The organism is Gardnerella vaginalis ATCC 14018 = JCM 11026 (assembly GCF_001042655.1).
Lineage (GTDB): Bacteria > Actinomycetota > Actinomycetes > Actinomycetales > Bifidobacteriaceae > Bifidobacterium > Bifidobacterium vaginale.
In genome coordinates this window covers 330,554-348,228 of the sequence record NZ_AP012332.1, presented here as the reverse complement: position 1 = coordinate 348,228, position 17,675 = coordinate 330,554, and the positions used below count along the sequence as shown (strand labels likewise).

At 42.0% G+C, this 17,675-nt stretch carries 12 protein-coding genes; 4 read left to right on the top strand and 8 right to left on the bottom strand.

Annotation, left to right across the window (positions count from 1 at the left end; genetic code table 11):
• Positions 1-37 precede the first annotated feature (37 nt).
• The 3 genes from rfbB to rfbA all read left to right on the top strand — a co-directional run bounded on the left by rfbB (position 38) and on the right by rfbA (position 3,527).
• Entirely contained in the window at positions 38-1,072 is a 1,035-nt protein-coding gene (gene rfbB / locus GAVG_RS01305; RefSeq protein ID WP_009994684.1) for a dTDP-glucose 4,6-dehydratase, read from the top strand.
• 98 nt (positions 1,073-1,170) lie between these two features.
• On the top strand, positions 1,171-2,613 hold the full coding sequence (locus tag GAVG_RS01300) for a sugar nucleotide-binding protein (RefSeq protein ID WP_004112126.1): 1,443 nt from the start codon (positions 1,171-1,173) through the stop codon (positions 2,611-2,613).
• A 14-nt stretch (positions 2,614-2,627) separates the two neighbouring features.
• Entirely contained in the window at positions 2,628-3,527 is a 900-nt protein-coding gene (rfbA, locus tag GAVG_RS01295; protein ID WP_004112125.1) for a glucose-1-phosphate thymidylyltransferase RfbA, read from the top strand.
• Between the two features lie 57 nt (positions 3,528-3,584).
• Here rfbA and GAVG_RS01290 read toward each other — a convergent pair whose 3' ends face one another.
• From GAVG_RS01290 to GAVG_RS01280, 3 genes are all read right to left on the bottom strand, one after another.
• On the bottom strand, positions 3,585-4,277 hold the full coding sequence (locus GAVG_RS01290; RefSeq protein ID WP_009994683.1) for a non-canonical purine NTP pyrophosphatase: 693 nt from the start codon (positions 4,275-4,277) through the stop codon (positions 3,585-3,587).
• A gap of 54 nt (positions 4,278-4,331) precedes the next feature.
• A complete protein-coding gene (gene rph, locus GAVG_RS01285; protein WP_004112121.1) occupies positions 4,332-5,096 on the bottom strand; it encodes a ribonuclease PH in 765 nt (254 codons plus the stop codon).
• Positions 5,097-5,182: 86 nt separating this feature from the next.
• A complete protein-coding gene (locus GAVG_RS01280; protein ID WP_009994682.1) occupies positions 5,183-7,216 on the bottom strand; it encodes an ABC-F family ATP-binding cassette domain-containing protein in 2,034 nt (677 codons plus the stop codon).
• Positions 7,217-7,425: 209 nt separating this feature from the next.
• On the opposite strand from GAVG_RS01280, the gene GAVG_RS01275 reads away from it, so the two are divergent.
• Entirely contained in the window at positions 7,426-8,580 is a 1,155-nt protein-coding gene (locus tag GAVG_RS01275) for a quinone-dependent dihydroorotate dehydrogenase (protein WP_009994680.1), read from the top strand.
• 118 nt (positions 8,581-8,698) lie between these two features.
• Here the strand turns inward: GAVG_RS01275 and GAVG_RS01270 are convergent, their stop codons facing one another.
• The 5 genes from GAVG_RS01270 to GAVG_RS01250 all read right to left on the bottom strand — a co-directional run bounded on the left by GAVG_RS01270 (position 8,699) and on the right by GAVG_RS01250 (position 17,435).
• Positions 8,699-11,089 carry a transglycosylase domain-containing protein gene (locus tag GAVG_RS01270; protein ID WP_013399464.1) on the bottom strand — a complete coding sequence of 797 codons (2,391 nt, stop codon included), beginning with the start codon at positions 11,087-11,089 and terminating at the stop codon, positions 8,699-8,701.
• Positions 11,090-11,141: 52 nt separating this feature from the next.
• Positions 11,142-11,861: a Crp/Fnr family transcriptional regulator gene (locus tag GAVG_RS01265; protein ID WP_004112109.1), complete on the bottom strand. Its 720-nt coding sequence runs from the start codon at positions 11,859-11,861 to the stop codon at positions 11,142-11,144.
• Positions 11,862-11,891: 30 nt separating this feature from the next.
• Positions 11,892-14,393 carry a S9 family peptidase gene (locus GAVG_RS01260; RefSeq protein ID WP_009994676.1) on the bottom strand — a complete coding sequence of 834 codons (2,502 nt, stop codon included), beginning with the start codon at positions 14,391-14,393 and terminating at the stop codon, positions 11,892-11,894.
• Positions 14,394-14,461: 68 nt separating this feature from the next.
• Positions 14,462-15,781, bottom strand: a complete 1,320-nt coding sequence (locus GAVG_RS01255; protein WP_009994675.1) for a phosphatase domain-containing protein — start codon at positions 15,779-15,781, stop codon at positions 14,462-14,464.
• Positions 15,782-15,845: 64 nt separating this feature from the next.
• On the bottom strand, positions 15,846-17,435 hold the full coding sequence (locus GAVG_RS01250; RefSeq protein ID WP_009994674.1) for a L,D-transpeptidase: 1,590 nt from the start codon (positions 17,433-17,435) through the stop codon (positions 15,846-15,848).
• Between the last annotated feature and the right edge of the window lie 240 nt (positions 17,436-17,675).

Here is a 17,675-nt window from a genome sequence, read left to right as displayed (position 1 = left end):
TCAAAACTAAAAAGCAAAAGGCATATAAGAGGATATTATGGAAAACATGAGTAACACAACAAACTTTGAGCCAAAAAACATAATTGTAACTGGCGGATGCGGCTTTATTGGGTCTAATTTTGTGCACTACGTAGTGAACAATCACCCAGAAACGCACGTAACGGTACTAGACGCGTTAACGTACGCCGGAAATATTGAAAACATTGCAGGATTGCCAGAAGATAGAGTTGACTTTGTTCACGGCAATATTTGCGATGCAGAGCTTTTAGATAAGCTCGTTCCAGGGCACGACGCAATTGTGCACTACGCTGCAGAATCACACAACGACAACAGCATTGCAAACCCAGAACCATTCCTTAAAACCAATGTTGAAGGAACTTTTAGACTACTCGAAGCAGTTAGAAAATACGGAATTCGATACCACCACATTTCCACCGATGAAGTGTACGGAGATTTGGCATTAGACGACCCAGCTAAATTCACAGAAGAAACGCCATACCACCCATCCAGCCCATACAGCTCCACAAAAGCAGCAAGCGATATGCTGGTACGCGCATGGACTCGCACATACGGTTTACACACAACAATCAGCAATTGCTCAAACAACTATGGACCATATCAGCATGTTGAAAAGTTTATTCCGCGACAAATCACAAATATTCTAGAAGGCATTAAGCCAAAGCTATATGGTCAAGGATTAAACGTTCGAGATTGGATTCACACAGAAGACCACAGCAGTGCTGTTTGGACAATCCTCACAAAGGGAGAGCTTGGAAACACGTACTTGATTGGCGCAAATGGCGAGAAAAACAATATAACAGTTCTGCGCATGATTCTAGAAATGATGGGCAAAGATGCAGACGACTTTGAACTTGTAAAAGACCGTCCAGGCCACGACCGCCGCTACGCGATTGACAGCACAAAGCTACAAACGCAGCTTGGATGGAAGCCAAAGCACACAGACTTTACAACAGGCTTAGAGCAAACAATCAAATGGTACACGGAAAATCGCGCATGGTGGGAAGGCGCTAAAAGCGCGACTGAAGCAAAGTACAAAGCTCAAGGGCAGTGAATCGCCTAAAAGTCAAGTCTGCTTGTATACAAATTGTATGCAAATCTAGCCAAAAATAGTCATAAATCTAATCAAAAATAAAGAATTTGTAGGATGCTATGGAATTTGAAAAAGAACTAAGCGTTACAAAAACCAATATTCCAGGTTTAATCGTGTTTGATCTTCCAGTACACGGAGATAACCGCGGATGGTTCAAAGAAAACTGGCAGCGCGCAAAAATGACGGCTCTAGGTCTCCCCGACTTTGGACCCGTACAAAACAACATTTCGTTCAACGAAAAACGCGGAGTAACCAGAGGCATCCACGCAGAGCCATGGGATAAATACATAAGCATTGCTACTGGCGAAGTATTTGGCGCATGGGTGGATTTAAGACCAGGTAAAAGCTTCGGTCAAGTGTACACAACCACACTAAACCCTAGCAAAGCAATCTACGTTCCTAGAGGCGTAGGAAACAGCTTCCAAGCTTTGCAAGATGGCACGGCATACACTTATTTAGTAAACGCACATTGGTCACTAGAGCAAAAGAAAACATACACTTTTGTAAACCTTGCAGACCCAGATTTACACATTAATTGGCCAATACCTTTAGAAGAATCCGAGCGCAGCGAAGCTGACTTACACCACCCAATGCTAAAAAACGCAAAGCCAATGGCACCAAAACGCACTCTTGTAACTGGATGCAACGGTCAACTTGGTCGCGCAATACAAAATTATGCTAAAGAGAATAATTTAGAAGGATTTGAGTACGTAGACTTAGATAGCTTCGATATAGCAAATAAAGACGATTACAGCCGCTACGACTGGGATTTGTACGGAACGATTATTAACACAGCAGCATACACGTCTGTAGATGGCGCGCAAACGCTACAAGGGCGAAGAGCCGCGTGGAATAGCAACGTTAAAGGAGTGGCAAATCTTGCAAAAATAGCGCAAGAACACCACATTACTCTTGTGCACATCTCAAGCGACTATGTTTTCGACGGCACTCAAGAAAATCACAAAGAAAACGAAGACTTTGCACCACTAGGCGTGTACGGCGAAACAAAAGCTGCAGCAGATTCTCTAGTAGCAAACGTTCCACAGCATTATATTATTCGCTCAAGCTGGATTGTCGGAGAAGGACGAAACTTTGTAACGCGCATGATTGACTTTGCAAACCGTTTAAAAAATGGCGAATCTGTTAGTGTTCAAGCGCCAATAGATCAAACTGGCAGACTCACTTTTGCAAGCGACTTAGTAAAAGGCATGTTCCATCTTCTAAACACTCAAGCACAATACGGAACATACAATCTTACAGGTTCAGGAAAAATCGCGTCTTGGCACGATATTGCTCAAAAAGTGTTTACACAACTTAATGTAGACACAAGCAAAATCGAAGCAAATCGCGTAGACGATTACACGCGCATATCTAATGGCTCTCCTAGACCACACAAGTGCGCACTTGACTTACAAAAAATCGAATCCGCTGGATTTACGCCATGCGATTGGGAAGATTTGCTTGAATCTTACGTAAATAGAATTGAACAAAACAACAAGTAAAGGATGTTTCAAAGATGAAAGGCATTATTCTTGCTGGCGGTTCTGGCACACGCCTATACCCACTTACTACAGTAACGTCTAAGCAGCTTTTGCCAGTTTACGATAAGCCAATGGTGTATTACCCTCTTAGCGTGCTTATGATGGCTGGAATCCGAGATATTCTTGTGATTTCTACTCCTCAAGACTTGCCGAATTTTGAAAGGCTACTTGGAAGCGGAGAACAATTTGGAATCAACTTATCTTACAAAGTTCAGCCATCGCCAGACGGTCTTGCTCAAGCATTTATACTCGGAGAAGAGTTTATAAATGGCGATTCTTGCGCGCTCGTGCTTGGAGACAATATATTCTACGGAAATGGCCTAGGAGCTATTTTAAAGCACGCTGCACGCGTAGAACACGGTGCTACAGTATTCGGCTACTACGTAGACGACCCAGAAAGATACGGCGTTGTGGAATTTGATGAAAATCACAAAGCCGTTAGCATAGTAGAAAAACCAGAACACCCAGCATCGAACTATGCTGTTACAGGATTATACTTCTACGATTCCAGAGTTACAGAGTTTGCAAAACAAGTTAAGCCGAGCGCACGCGGCGAGCTTGAGATTACGGACCTTAACAAAATGTACTTAGAAAATGGCTCACTAAACGTTATGACTCTTGGTCGCGGATACGCGTGGCTAGACACTGGCACAATGGACTCGCTTTACGAAGCTGGCGAATTTGTGCGCACAATAGAGCGAGCACAAGGGCTTCCAATCGCAGTGCTTGAGGAGATTGCATACGAAAACCAGTGGATTAGTCGCGAGCGTTTACTTGAGTCGGCAGAAAAATATGGTAAAAGCAATTATGGCAAGCACTTAAAGCAGGTTGCTGAAAATCGCATTATCATATCTAAAGATTTGTTCACGGATTAAAAATCGCAAATCCAATTTTACAAATCAACTAGTTTACTTCTGGTTTACTTAGTTTATTTACTTAGTTTGCCCAAGGAACATAGCTTTTAACTCTGGTAAAAGCGCTCGTAACGCACTACCCCTGTGTGAAATGGCGTTCTTTTCTTCTTGACTAAGCTGAGCACTTGTCAAATCCTGCATTTGAATGCCATTTCTAACAGGCTGATTATCTGGTACAAAAAGCGGATCGTAACCAAAACCATTCTCTCCGCGTGGAACTCTAATCAGTCTACCAACCATTTCTCCAACGCGAACAGTTTCAAAACCATTTGTTTTCCACAGAGTGTTTTCAAGTTCTGTTTCACCACAACCCTTAGGAATAGCTAAAGCTGCAGCACAGCGGAATCGTGCTGTTCTACACTGATCTGGAATGTCTTCAAGCTGTTTAAGCAAAAGCTCATTATTCGCCTTGTCATCTCCATGAACACCGCTCCAACGCGCAGACAATATTCCTGGAGCAGCTCCGAGAACATCCACAATCAAACCTGAATCATCTGCTATTGCAGGCAAACCAGTTCTTAAAGAAACATCTCTAGCTTTGATTAACGCATTTTGCTCAAAAGTCACGCCTGTTTCTACTGGATCTGGAAGCCCCAAAGAGCCAGCAGTAACAAGCTCAATATGCTCCGACATTTCCACAAACTCTTCGTTAAGAATCCGCTTAATTTCAACGAGTTTACCCTCATTATGCGTTGCCACAACAAGTTTCACGCTCGCCACTCCTTAGTAATTTATCGAATAAACAGATATAGATATAAACTTTATTTAATTTTGACTTAAAGCAGCGCGCTGAGCAGCCTGAAGCTCACGATTACCTTTAGCTGCCAAATCAAGCAAAACATTAAGCTCATCGCGATTAAACGGGCGATGTTCCGCAGTGCCTTGAATCTCAATAAAATTGCCAGAACCAGTCATAGCAACATTCATATCTGTCATTGCTTGACTATCTTCTACATACGGCAAATCAAGCATTGGAGTGCCATTAATCACGCCTACAGAAACAGCAGAAACAGAGTCTTTAAGAACGTTTTTAGCACTACGAATATGCTTGTGCTTTTCTGCCCAATTTAGCGCATCTACAAGAGCAACATATGCGCCCGTAATCGAAGCTGTACGCGTGCCGCCATCTGCTTGAAGAACATCGCAATCAATTTGAATCAAACATTCGCCCATTGCCTTCATATCTATAACACCTCTAAGGCAGCGACCAATAAGGCGACTAATCTCGTGCGTGCGGCCGCCGATTTTGCCCTTAACAGACTCGCGATCAGTGCGCTCGGCAGTGGCTCTTGGAAGCATTGAGTATTCGGCTGTAACCCAACCTAAACCAGTGTCTCGTCTCCAACGCGGAACTCCAATAGTAAAAGTGGCAGTGCACATAACGCGCGTGTTACCACACTCGATTAAAACGGAGCCTTCTGGCACGTTTGTAAAATTGCGCGTGATTTTTACTGGTCGCAACTCGTCTACATCTCTGCCATCAAAGCGAATAGGTTTTACAGATTCCAACATATCCTTAATTTGAGCCATAATTCAACAATCTAGCACGCGGCATTAACTAGCATGCAGCATTAATCTTGAGCAAAATCGCAATGCAAAAACTGTAGACTTTTGCATCAAATTTGCTCACTAAGCGCAAGCCACTCTTCTTCTAACGCGCTCGACTCACTTTGATTCGCCTGTAACTTCTCGTTAAGCTCTTGCAAGCCAACAAAATCGCTAGGATCATGGCTAGCCATTTTTTGCTCAATCTCGCTTTTTTCTTCCTCAAGCTTTTCTAGTTTTCGCTCTATTGCTGAAACTCTTCTAGTAGCATCGTAGTAAGCTTTTCCGCTTAATTTTGCTTCATATTTTTGATTGGATTTTTCCGCAGAATCCGCATCTGACGAATCGCCAGCAACCGCCCTAGAACTCGCCTCAAAATCTGCCTTAGATTCTTGCATATTTGCGCGCTCATAGTCTTCCATAATCTTTAAATACTCGTCAACTCCGCCTGGAAGATGGCGAATCTTGCCGTCAATCAATGCAAATTGCTGATCAGTCACTCGCTCAAGCAAGTATCTGTCGTGAGATACAACAATCAAAGTGCCTGGCCATGTGTCTAGTAAATCTTCCATAACTGCAAGCATGTCGGTGTCTAGATCGTTTCCAGGCTCGTCCATTATCAACACATTTGGCTCGTTTAGAAGAATCAAAAGCAATTGCATGCGGCGTTTCTGGCCGCCTGAAAGATCTGCAATTGGTGTCATAAGCTGCTCTGGCTTAAAACCAAGCCTCTCCATAAGTTGACCAGGAGTCACTTCTTTGCCGTCGATTATGTAACTTGGCTTATATCTACTCAAAACCTCTTTGACTTTATATTTTCCAAGCTTTTCCAGCTCTTCTAATCGTTGAGAAAGCACAGCAAATTTTACAGTTTTACCAATGTTTACGTGCCCTTTAGTTGGACGCAAAGAGCCGTCGATTATGCTTAAAAGTGTTGATTTTCCAGCGCCATTAGCTCCTACTATGCCGAATCGGTCTCCAGGTCCTATTAGCCACGTTTGATTGTCTAAAATCATGCGGCCGCTAATCGTTTTTTGTAATGCTGCACACGTTTCTTTTAATGACGATTCTTCTTGCGATAGTTGCGATTCTTGCGACTGTGCGGCTGCTTGCGATTCGTCTACAGAAATCGTAACGCTACCAACATGTGTAGGCTGAGAAAATGGTGATTTTACAATATCTGCATCGGCTCCAGCAGGATTTGACGAATCTTCAAAAATTTGCGTAACATCAATCAAATCAACAACTTGCTTACCAAGACGAGAAGTTGCCATTCTCTTCAACTCAAGAGTATCTCGCATTGGCGGAACGTCTGCTATAAGCTCGCGAGCCTGCTTAACGTGAAACTTTTGCTTAGTAGAACGCGCGCGAGCACCCCTAGAAAGCCACGCAAGCTCTTTACGCGCCAAATTCCGCCTGCGCTCCTCGCGAACATCCGCCTGACGTTCGCGCTCAACGCGCTGCATCATGTACGCACTGTATCCGCCTTCAAACGGGTCGATTGCTCCATCGTGAACTTCCCACATAGAAGAGCAAACTTCGTCTAAAAACCACCTGTCGTGCGTAACGAGCAAAAGCGCGCCCTGCCCGTCTTGCCACCTGTGCAAAAGATGCTCTGCGAGCCAATGAATTGTAAGCACATCAAGATGATTCGTAGGCTCATCCAAAGCCAAAATATCCCAATCATGCAACAGCAACCTAGCCAAATCCGCACGCCTACGCTGACCTCCAGAAAGCGTACCAACTTTAGCTTCAAGATTGATTCCGCCCAAAAGAGCCTCAACAATTTCGCGAGACTTTGAATCAGCAGCCCACTCATAATCCTGGCGATTCTCCAATGCAGCTTGGCGAACTGTAGCATTATCGTCCAGTGGATCTCGCTGGCTTAAAATGCCAAATGTCAAGCCGCTTCTACGCGTAACTCTGCCAGAATCTGGGTCCATACTACCCTCAAGAAGCTTAAGAAGCGTGGATTTTCCGTCTCCGTTTTTTCCAACAATTCCTATACGGTCTCCCTCAAAAACGCCTTGAGTCACATTTCTAAAAATAGTTTTTGTTGCAAATTCAAGCGATACGCGTTCTAGTCCCAAATCATAAGTAGGCATAACTCACAAATATAGCTGTGCTACTATACTACGCGCGGTAAAGCGCTTAGACCGCGCGAACGACAGGACCTGCCCGAGATTGTACGTGATTTAGATCAAATTTGGTACAAACTCGGAAAAACAACTCCGCATTTTGTAGCTCAACACACCAAAATCAACAACAAAAAGCGGAAAGTCGCATAATATTGAATGTCGTATAATATTGAGTTATGGGTTATGTATCTGAAAATTCTTTACACAATGCTGTGAACAAAGCTGCAACAGACTTATTCACCTTTAGCTATAAGCATGTAATTAAGCCGCACTTAGTGTTTAACATTCCACCAGACGAAGCTCACGATCGCATGATTGCTTTCTGCAAGACGAGTGAGCGCATTCCTGGATTAATGTGGCTTTTGCGGCAAATGCTCAATTACACGGATCCAGTTTTAGAAACGCGAGTTATGGGAGTGGATTTTGCGAATCCATTTGGATTAAGCGCAGGACTCGATAAAAACTGCGATTTGTGCACAGTTCTAGACAACGCTGGCTTTGGTTTTGAAACAGTTGGCTCCACAACTGCCCGCCCATGCGAAGGAAACGCTAAACCTTGGTATCATAGGCTTCCGCAATATGATTCTCTTCTTGTTCATGCGGGTCTTGCTAACGATGGCAGCGAGTTTGTGATTCCTAGAGTGGAAAAAGCGTGGACTAATGCTAAAAGCATGCGCGTTTCTGTGAGCATTGCGCGCACCAATGATAATCTTGTTGGTGACTTAGACGAAGGTATTGAAGATTATCGCATATCTATGGAGCGAGCAAGTGGCAAAAACTCCATGATTGAGGTTAACATTTCTTGTCCAAACACTATGGCTGGCGAGCCTTTTAGCGAGCCAGAAGCTTTAGATAAGCTTTTTAATGTTTTAGATAAAGTTGATCGTCCTCAGCCAACTCTTGTAAAAATGCCTTTGAATCTAAAAGGCGGATGGCCTCAATTTAAGTCTTTGTTAGACGTTTTAAGCGCACATAAGGTTGATGGCGTGAGCATTGCAAATCTGCGAAAGAACCGCGAAGGATTGAATATTCCAGCAGATTGGAAGGGTGGAATTTCTGGTGCGCCTACATTCGCCGCGAGTAATGATCTTATTAAAAATACTCGTAAAGAGTTTGGCAACAGGTTTGCTATTGCTGGAATAGGTGGCGTATTTACTGCAAAACAAGCTTATGAAAAGATTAGAAGTGGAGCTGACCTAGTGATGTTCGTTTCTTCTCTTATGTATAGAGGTCCTCAACAAATAACTGTTCTAAAGCGCGGACTTGCTGATTTACTCAGAAAAGATGGGTTTGAAACAGTTAAAGATGCAGTTTCAGCTGATGTAGATTAAAAAAAAAACCAGAATAGATAACAATAAATTACAATAAATCAGCTGGTATCGAAGTATTCGCACAATACCTCAATGCCAGCTGATTTTTTAATAATATTTTCAACTAACCAGATGAAGCTTAATTATCGTCAGAAGATGCGTCTCCTGTTCCATCCGTATTACCGTACGTAGAACCAGAAGATGTACTCGTTCTTCCATCGCCAGTAACCGACGATCCACCAGTCGCAGGATCTGTCGAAGCCGCACCCTGATTTGCCTGAGCCTGAGCCTGATCTTGAGCCGCCTGTCTACGAGCATCCTCATCGCGCTTACGCTGTTGCTCTGCAGAATCTTCCTGACGCATTTGCGGAGTTAATGACGGCATCTTTCCACCAGCCATATACTTTGAATCTGGCTTACCATATTCATTGTCGATAGGAACGTTTGCCGCTTTTAGATAATCGTCCATAAACTTTTTCCAAGCTGGAGTTGCAATGTAAACACCGTACCAAGCGCTTCGATAAACACCATTAATTCTCATGTTGTTGAAGCTCTTTTGCACTTCAGCGTTTCCAATTGCAACAAAAGCACTAATCTTATTTGGCACGAATCCTGCAGTAGTCATGTAATACTGTTCGTTAGTACCAGTTTTTGCAAAAGTTTTACGACCACCAGCTAATTGAGCAGCATGCGCAACACCACTAGGTTGAGCAACACCTTGATTTATAGCATAGGCTACAGTTTGAGCAATTTTTTTCGGTATAGCCTGATGACAATTAGCGCTTGGTACTCGCAAACGTCTACCGTTTTTATCAATAACACGCTTGATTGCAATAGGGTCACATTGAACACCATTAGCACCCAATGTTGCGTAAATATTTGCCATTGTTAGTGGAGAAGCCTGAACTGCACCAATCACCATAGGAGGATTTAGAGAATTCTTAGAAAATACGTCTTCCTGGCCTATTGGAGAATTGTGATATCCAAGTGTTTTCGCAGCCTCTGCCACTGCACACAGCTTAAGCTGAGCACCCATAGCAGCCTGAATCGTGTTGTGAGAATGCACCAAACCCATTAACGGTGTTTCTGGATTAACAGTTCCACCATCTGAATTTCTCACAGACCAACGCCCTATACCTTTATATCTTGCGCACGAAAATTCAGTATTGTTATAGAACGTGTTTGTTCGTACAGGCTGATTAATTGATTTTCCAGCAAGCATCCATGCAACAAGATTGATTGGCTTCCAAGTAGAACCAATCTGCCAGCCTAAGCCACCACCGTCTTGTTCATCTACAGCGTAGTTAATAGCTGTGTGAGTAGGGTCAGACCTCGCCGCATCGGTCGCATCATAAATACGATTGCTTCCAAAACCAAGAACTTCACCAGTACCAGGCTTTATAGCAGCTATAGAGACTTCAAAACCACTAGGATCATTAACAGGGATAGTGGCCCTAGCTGTATTCATGGCGGTTGTGTTAGCTGTTATATCCATTGTAGTGTAAATATCCAAGCCACCTTCATTAAGCAGCTTCTGCCTTGCTACAGTTGTTTTGCCAAATTCTCTAGAATTCAAGATTTTCTTAGTAACATAATCACAGAAGAATGCTGCATCTCCAGCAGCCTGGCAACCGACGTTAGCAACTTCATGCTGAATATTAAGAGTGCTTTTAATTGGTGTTGTAACCGCATCATCATGTTCTTTTTGACTTATAAAGTTTTGTCGAAGCATTAAATCAAGAACTATATTTCTTTGCTTCTGCGATTCAGGCTGATTTTCTTCAATAGAAGGATCGTACCTAGAAGGATTCTTTGTGATTGATGCAATAGTCGCAGCTTGAACAAGATTAAGATTGGCTGCAGTGGTATTAAAATAGCGTTTTGCAGCAGTTTCTACACCGTAAAGATTATTACTACCAAACTGTGCAACGTTTAAATATCCCTGTAAAATCTCTAGCTTAGAGTATTTTTTCTCCATTTGTATTGCGATTAACATTTCTCGCAATTTTCTAGCAACAGTACTTTCTGCAGCATGATATTCCGAAATAGGATCATTGTCTTCTCTAGCTTTGATCATAAGAACATTCTTAACGTATTGCTGTGTTAAAGACGATCCACCTTGCATATCAGACTTTTTAATAAACGTTTGCACAAACGCACGCATAACGCCTTGCACATCAACGCCTGAATGTTCAAAGAACCTACGATCCTCACGCGCAACCATTGCCTGCTGCATGTATTGCGATATGCGTCTTAATGGCACAACAGTGCGATTTTGAGCATAAAATGTTGCTATAACTGTTTTGCCATCAGAAGCGTATAAACGCGACTTTTGAGGTAAAGCCGTAACGTCAAAATCAATGCCATCAACTCTAAGAGAAGGCACAACAGACTTGACCACGCTGTTTACGCTCATCACTCCTGGCACAAATAAAATACTTGATACTACACCACCTGCAACACACAATGTGATGTACGTAAGGAACAGTGCTAACACGCGACGAGTTGTGAGGGATTTCTTCTTAGGCATGCGAACTATTCTAGAGGTTTGCCTCTACGTTGCGGCACGCAAAAATCGCGATTTATCTTTCTGCTCTGCGAATCAACATTCCAGGTTGGTAAATAATAATTGACCTACCGTGCCTTTTAATCCAACCCCTCTGAGCAAAATCCATCAACGCTTTATTAACTGTTTCTCTAGAAGACCCAACAAGTTGAGCAAGTTCTTCTTGTGTTAAATCGTGAGGAACAAGCACACCTTCCCTAACAGGTTCTCCAAACCTAGAAGCAAGGTTTAAAAGCGTTTTAGCCAATCTAGCTGGAACGTCCATAAAAACAAGATCAGAAATATGTTCATTATTTGCTCTTAAACGTGCAGCTAAAACCTGAAGCATGTCTACAGCAACCCTAGGATGATGGCCAAGCCACTTAAAAAGAACTTCGTTTTCTAGCCATAATACGCGAGTTCTATCTGTAATTGCTATTGCAGAAGCTGTACGCGGACCGCCGAACGGGTCAAAAACAGGAATCTCTCCAAGAATCTCACCGTGCGTGTGGATACTAAGCAATTGCACACGATTATCCCTTGAATGGCGTACAAGCTTAACCCGTCCACGCTCAAGCAGATACATGCGGCGATCAGTATCTCCTTCGTTAAAAATCGCCTGCCCCTTAGAAAAAACCGACTCATGCAAATGCTCGAGAAGCTCCCTCGCTTGATCGAGTGGCACTTGCTTAAATAACGCTGTATGCGTTAAAGGAAGGTCTTCCGTGTAGGGCTTATCTGGCTTAATTCTTACCACAATCAGCCTCCAATGTGTTTTAAAAATATTCTACGAAATACCCATGGCATCTAAACACCATGCGTTTTCATAGCAAACTTCCTCCCACTTTTTATACCTGCCAGAGCTTCCACCGTGACCGCCATCTGTTTCAATGCGCGCAATCGCGTCCGCGCCTGCAGCCTGCAAGCGAGCAAGCCACTTAAGAGGCTCCGTAACAAGAACGCGAGTGTCGTTAATCGAAGAAGTTATAAGAATCTTTGGAAACTCACCTGGCTCAACATGTTCAGGCACATTCTCGTAAGGCGTGTACGACTTTAGATACGCGTAATCTTGCGCATCATGCAATGGGTCTCCCCATTCGTCCCACTCTGTAACAGTAAGCGGCAGCGAGTCGTCTAGCATAGACGTAAGCGCATCAACAAACGGAACATCCGCTTCGATTCCCGCGTAGTATTGCGGAGCCATATTTGCTACAGCTCCCATAAGAAGACCGCCTGCAGAACCGCCATTTGCAACAGTCTGATTTGCCGAAGCATAACCCGCTTGTTGCAAAGCGCGCGTAACGTCTACAAAATCTTCAAACGTGTGTTTTTTGTTGCGACGCCTACCATTCTCATACCACGCACGACCCATTTCTCCACCGCCTCGCACATGCACTTGTACGAACAGCACTCCTCTATCCAGCATGCTTAGGCGCGCCACAGAAAAATACGGATCGCTGCTTATTTCATAAGCTCCGTAAGCGGTGATGAACATTGCTTGTGATTTAGCCACAGTGTTTTTACGCCACACTAGGGATACGGGTACGCACTCTCCATCTCGGACAGTAATCCACACTCGTTTTTCTGCGTAGTCATTTTCGTTAAAATCGCCTAGAATTTTCCCACGCTTAAGCAAAACGTTTTTGCCTGTAATAGGATCTATTTCACGCAAAGACCCTAGTGTCGCATAGCTTGAACAAGAATAACGCATTCTTGGAGCTTCGTAAGAAGGATTACCAGTTGCTCCAATAAGGTAAACACGACTATTTTTAGCTTGTTCATTGGTTATTTTAGATAGTTCAATTCGAGCAGTGTTTTGATTTTGATTTTGGATAGATAAATTAGATAAATCAGACAAATTATCTTTTACAACATCGGTTGGTTGCCACTCTTCCGCTGTTTCTTTTATAAAACCTTCTGCCCCAACCCTAATAAAACGCCAAGGTCGCCCAGCATTAAAATCTTCAACAGCATTGCTTTTAGGCATAACAGCAAGCTGAGGCAAGCCATTCGCTCGGAAAGAAAGAGCCACATAATTCTTATAAACGCTTAAACCATCAATACTCAATCCGCAAGTTCCCTGTAAAATCTTAGGATTCTTGCTGTTATAATACGGTTCACTAACTGCTTTTTTGCTGGCTCCTGGTTCTAATAAATCACCATTTTTGCAGCCGTAAGGAGATCCCTGAACAACACAATCGCCTTCGCCAATGTTAAATGGCATTGATTCCATAGATCGCTTTCGCAAATCTATAACATCAATCTGAAAATTAGGATTTTTAAGATTGTGGCTTACAAACATGAGTGGAATATCTTTACCATCATCTCCAGCATTCTCAAAGCATGCGAAAGAAACATCGTATTCCACGTTTTTTATAGGCTTTAACACCATCTTAAAATCTGCTTCTGGAGTGCTTAATGGAAGCATTAATACGCGCGAAGTCGTTTTGGAGCTGCTGTTTATCATAATGCTACGTTCGTCGAAACTTTCGTAAACGCTAACAAAAAATCTCGCATCCAATTCTTCAAAAACTTTTACATCATCTTCTACAGAAGTTCCAATTTTATGTCTAAACACTTGGTATGGTCGCCATGCGCTGTCTAAAGTCACATAAAAAACCCATTTTCCGTCTGGTGTTAAAAGCGCAGAAGATATGCCTTTTATGCAATCTCGAAGCGTTATAAAATCATTGCTACTTTTGCAAAAATCACGAATATAAAAATCGAATCTTTCATCACCCTTAGTATCGACACCAAACAACATTCTCGTGCCGTCTAAACTAATATCCATTCCTCCGAGTTGGAAGAAATCTCCACCAAATTCCGATGCCTCTTTGTTGGCGTCAAAAATAACTTCTTCGCCTTCTGTTTCTCCAGGATTTGCGCGTTCATCTATAACTGGCGGATCCCAATCATTCTCGTTTTTAACAGGCATTCGGCATTGAATCCCGTACTGTTTACCTTCTACGGTACGCACATAATACCAATATCCGTCCATTCTCGTTGGAACAGACATATCCGTTTCTTGAATACGCGATTTCATCTCATTAAACAGTTGTTTACGTAAAGAATCTAACCTAGAAACGCGTTGTTCAGTGTACTTGTTTTGAGAATCAATATATTCACGAAGTCTTTTGCTCTCTTTGTCTTTCATCCAAGCATATTCATCTACAAACACATCATTGTGAAACTCACGAACATAATCAATTTTTGTAGCGGTCATAGGCTTACAACCAGCAGCCTTATTTAAAGAATCAAACTCACCGACTTTTAGCGAACTATCTTGCATTTATAACCTTTACAACACATAGAAAACATAAAAATTCTGCACAATTACACAATATCAACTACACAACATTAAACAGCATCCATAATAAATGGAATCATAATATCTTTCAAAGATTCACCATCTGGAGCTGCAAAAAATGGGACACCTTCAAAAGTTCCAGCAGCACCCTTAGCATTAACAAAATTACCATCACCAACGCTTGCAATTCTAGAAGACGCAAGAGTAACCCCAAAATCCTTAGACATTGCTCTCCTAAAATCGGTCATAGTTGAATTGACCTTAAGCTGTCTTATGCCTACCGCTAAAACTCGATTAGGGAATTTTTTTATAATACTCGCATAAGTAGCTGGATCCTTCTGACCATCATCACCAATAAGCACAAATCTCATACCTGGAAAATCATCCATAAGCTGCTGAGCAAACTCAAGCTTATGCTGAGGACCAGTCGGCACAAAAGTCTTAGGTCTAGGATCTAAATCTCTAAGAAGAAGCGGTCCAGATGGAAAACCTTCACGCAAAATGAAGTGTCGTATAGAAGCTTCCACATTCCAAGGAGAAGTTGAAAGATAGAAAAACGGGGCGTTAGGAACAAAATCACGAATCTTATTAAAGAAATGATTCATACCCTTAACAGCATGCCTGTGCTCTGGATTCATAATAAGCAGATTGTAAGCTGCTCTTAGCGGAGAAGGAGCCTGAGTGACCATAATAGTGTCATCAACGTCGGAAATTATTCCTAAAGTAGATTTTTCAGAAATAACAAACATGCTTGCATCAACAGGCTCACGATTATCTACTTTGTAAGACACTTTATGTTCACCAACATTAAGTGATCTTTCGGTAATCAAATCAAGATAACCAGAACAGTCTGAAACACAATATTCAGCACCACTGTTGAAACTAGCATCTGGCTTATCGTACACAGACGAATCACCAACTTGCGCAGATTCAACAGGAACACCATCAATGCTTAAAGAAACACGAATCCTAACAGCAGGGACAACAAGCATCGCATATATTCCGCGCTTCAAAACAGAATGATGCCCAGCTTTAGGAGCAAGAACCGTACGGCAAATCAGACGAGCATAATTATCAGTTCCATAACCAATATAAGGCTCAACGCTTGGGAACCAACCCAAACGGCGCATAATCTTACCGCTTACACGCATCCAAAATCCAACGCTTGATGTAACAAGTTTTCTGACCAATCGAATAAGAGGCGGCTTTTTATCTATACGCTCTTCATCCGAAGGAGCATCAAAAAGCGTGGCTGTAACTCGCACTTGAATAGGCGTACTGCTTATTCTTCTAGCTACAGCTGGAGAATCACATTCTTGCTTGGCTTGTTCGCCGCCTTTTGCAGCGTTATTGTCATCCAATTTAGCCAAATTGTTACTCGCTTTTATGAATTTTATAACTTTTATAAAGCCTATAACTCACTATTACAATGAATTATTGACGAACTGGACCATCTGGCTGCTCGCCAACCACTTGTACGATTGTTCCACGCGGGCAATTGTCGTACACCCACTTAGAATCCTGCTCGTACATATTAATGCAGCCGTGAGAACCATGCTTTGCTGGGTATCCTTGTGCTATACCAACATCATTCCACCTTGCTGTATGGAATGAAATTCCACCGTTAAAGTAGCTAACCCAAGTAATTCCAGGCAAATAGTATCTAGAACCGTCTCTATTAAATCCTTGCATAGCTTGAACGTCATAACGTAAGTAAATGTGGAATGTTCCATTTGGCGTCTCGTAATATCCATTGGAGCCCGTGCAAACTGGCATTGTTCGTATTAATTGATCATCTTTGTAAACGCTTACTGTCTGCGTGGTTTTATCAACCACAATACGCATTTCAACAATCTTCTTTTCAACAGCAAACTTTACTACATTTGTTGGAACCGTAATCTTTGCGTCTGTACCCTTTTCGATAGTATCCACAACCTTGTTTGCTACATCCTTTGAATAGCGAACCTCTACGCCATTAACACCTTTAAGAGTGGTCATTATGAACTGACCCTTCTTATTATAAGTGTCTTCCTGATCTATTTTCTGCTGGTTCAGATTCTTAGCAAGCTCTTTTGAAAGCCAAGTATTTACTGCTTCCCTATCTACAGTAAACGAAATCTGCTTTCTCTGTTCATCAGCATTAACCTTAATCCAAGAAGCGATTGCAGATTTAGGTATCGTAAAATCTTTTGAATCGCCATTACTTAAAGTGATTTTCTTAGTAAGAATATTATTAAGCTGATCCACAGTTTTCTTAGCAACATCACGCTTAATCGGTGCTTCAATTCTACGAGACTCAATAGTAACTTTTACTGTTTTACCAGGATTTTCAAGCGATTTTTTAACAGCCTCACGAACAGGCAATGTTATTACTGTACGACCTGGAACACCATCTTCCACCACATAAGATTCAGAACCAGAATCGTATTTTGCCGTATAAGGCATTGCACGATCTTTATCGTTAACAAATTTCTTGATGATATACGCATCCATATCCATGTCGTTTCGAGTTGCTTGCAAAGCGACAGTCTTCTGAACCCAAGGCATAAGCATTGTAAACGCGTTATCATGCTTAGATCGCATTATATTTTTAACCGTTGCGCTCTTATCTACTTTGACGTACAAGTCTTCAAAATTCGCGTTGATTGTTTTACCACGATCATCTTTAATTTCTATTTTGGTGCTATCAACAGCATTATCTACATTTTTAGAAACCGCTGCCAACTGAGCGCCAACAATTTGACTACTTCCAGCAAAATGTACACCAGGGGCAACACGATCATGGAAATACGCTTGTGTGCCAAGAAAAGCGCAGACTAAGAGTATAACAAATATGACCAAAGAATATAAAAGGACCAGTGCAGACTTGTTCGACTTATGGCGGTTCTTTAAAACAGCAGTCTGATTTATATTGTTATTGTCAATATTGTAATTATCTACACTGTTTACGTCTATATTATTAGCAATATTATCAATATTTTCAGACTCAAAAGCGTCTAGATTATTATGTTCTAACTCGGACATACTCTTAAACCCCTGCTCGATTAATGGCACAAAAATCGCATGTGGCAAGTTTAGCACTTGCTTAGCATATAACTCACATAAGGAATGTAAAACATATAAATAGAAATAATAGAAATAAATAATAGAAATGCGAGCCAAAAATAAAAAATATGCTCAATACGTGATGAAAATGTGAAAAGTAATCAAATATTCGCAAATATTCTAAAAATAATCACCATATATTAAAGATATGTGCAAGAA

What these genes read in the sequence shown, in the direction of transcription:
- rfbB (WP_009994684.1), top strand. Translation starts at nt 38, where the DNA reads ATGGAAAACATGAGTAACACAACAAACTTTGAGCCAAAAAACATAATT.
- GAVG_RS01300 (WP_004112126.1), top strand. Translation starts at nt 1,171, where the DNA reads ATGGAATTTGAAAAAGAACTAAGCGTTACAAAAACCAATATTCCAGGT.
- rfbA (WP_004112125.1), top strand. Translation starts at nt 2,628, where the DNA reads ATGAAAGGCATTATTCTTGCTGGCGGTTCTGGCACACGCCTATACCCA.
- rph (WP_004112121.1), bottom strand. Translation starts at nt 5,096, where the DNA reads ATGGCTCAAATTAAGGATATGTTGGAATCTGTAAAACCTATTCGCTTT.
- GAVG_RS01280 (WP_009994682.1), bottom strand. Translation starts at nt 7,216, where the DNA reads ATGCCTACTTATGATTTGGGACTAGAACGCGTATCGCTTGAATTTGCA.
- GAVG_RS01275 (WP_009994680.1), top strand. Translation starts at nt 7,426, where the DNA reads ATGGGTTATGTATCTGAAAATTCTTTACACAATGCTGTGAACAAAGCT.
- GAVG_RS01270 (WP_013399464.1), bottom strand. Translation starts at nt 11,089, where the DNA reads ATGCCTAAGAAGAAATCCCTCACAACTCGTCGCGTGTTAGCACTGTTC.
- GAVG_RS01260 (WP_009994676.1), bottom strand. Translation starts at nt 14,393, where the DNA reads ATGCAAGATAGTTCGCTAAAAGTCGGTGAGTTTGATTCTTTAAATAAG.
- GAVG_RS01250 (WP_009994674.1), bottom strand. Translation starts at nt 17,435, where the DNA reads ATGTCCGAGTTAGAACATAATAATCTAGACGCTTTTGAGTCTGAAAAT.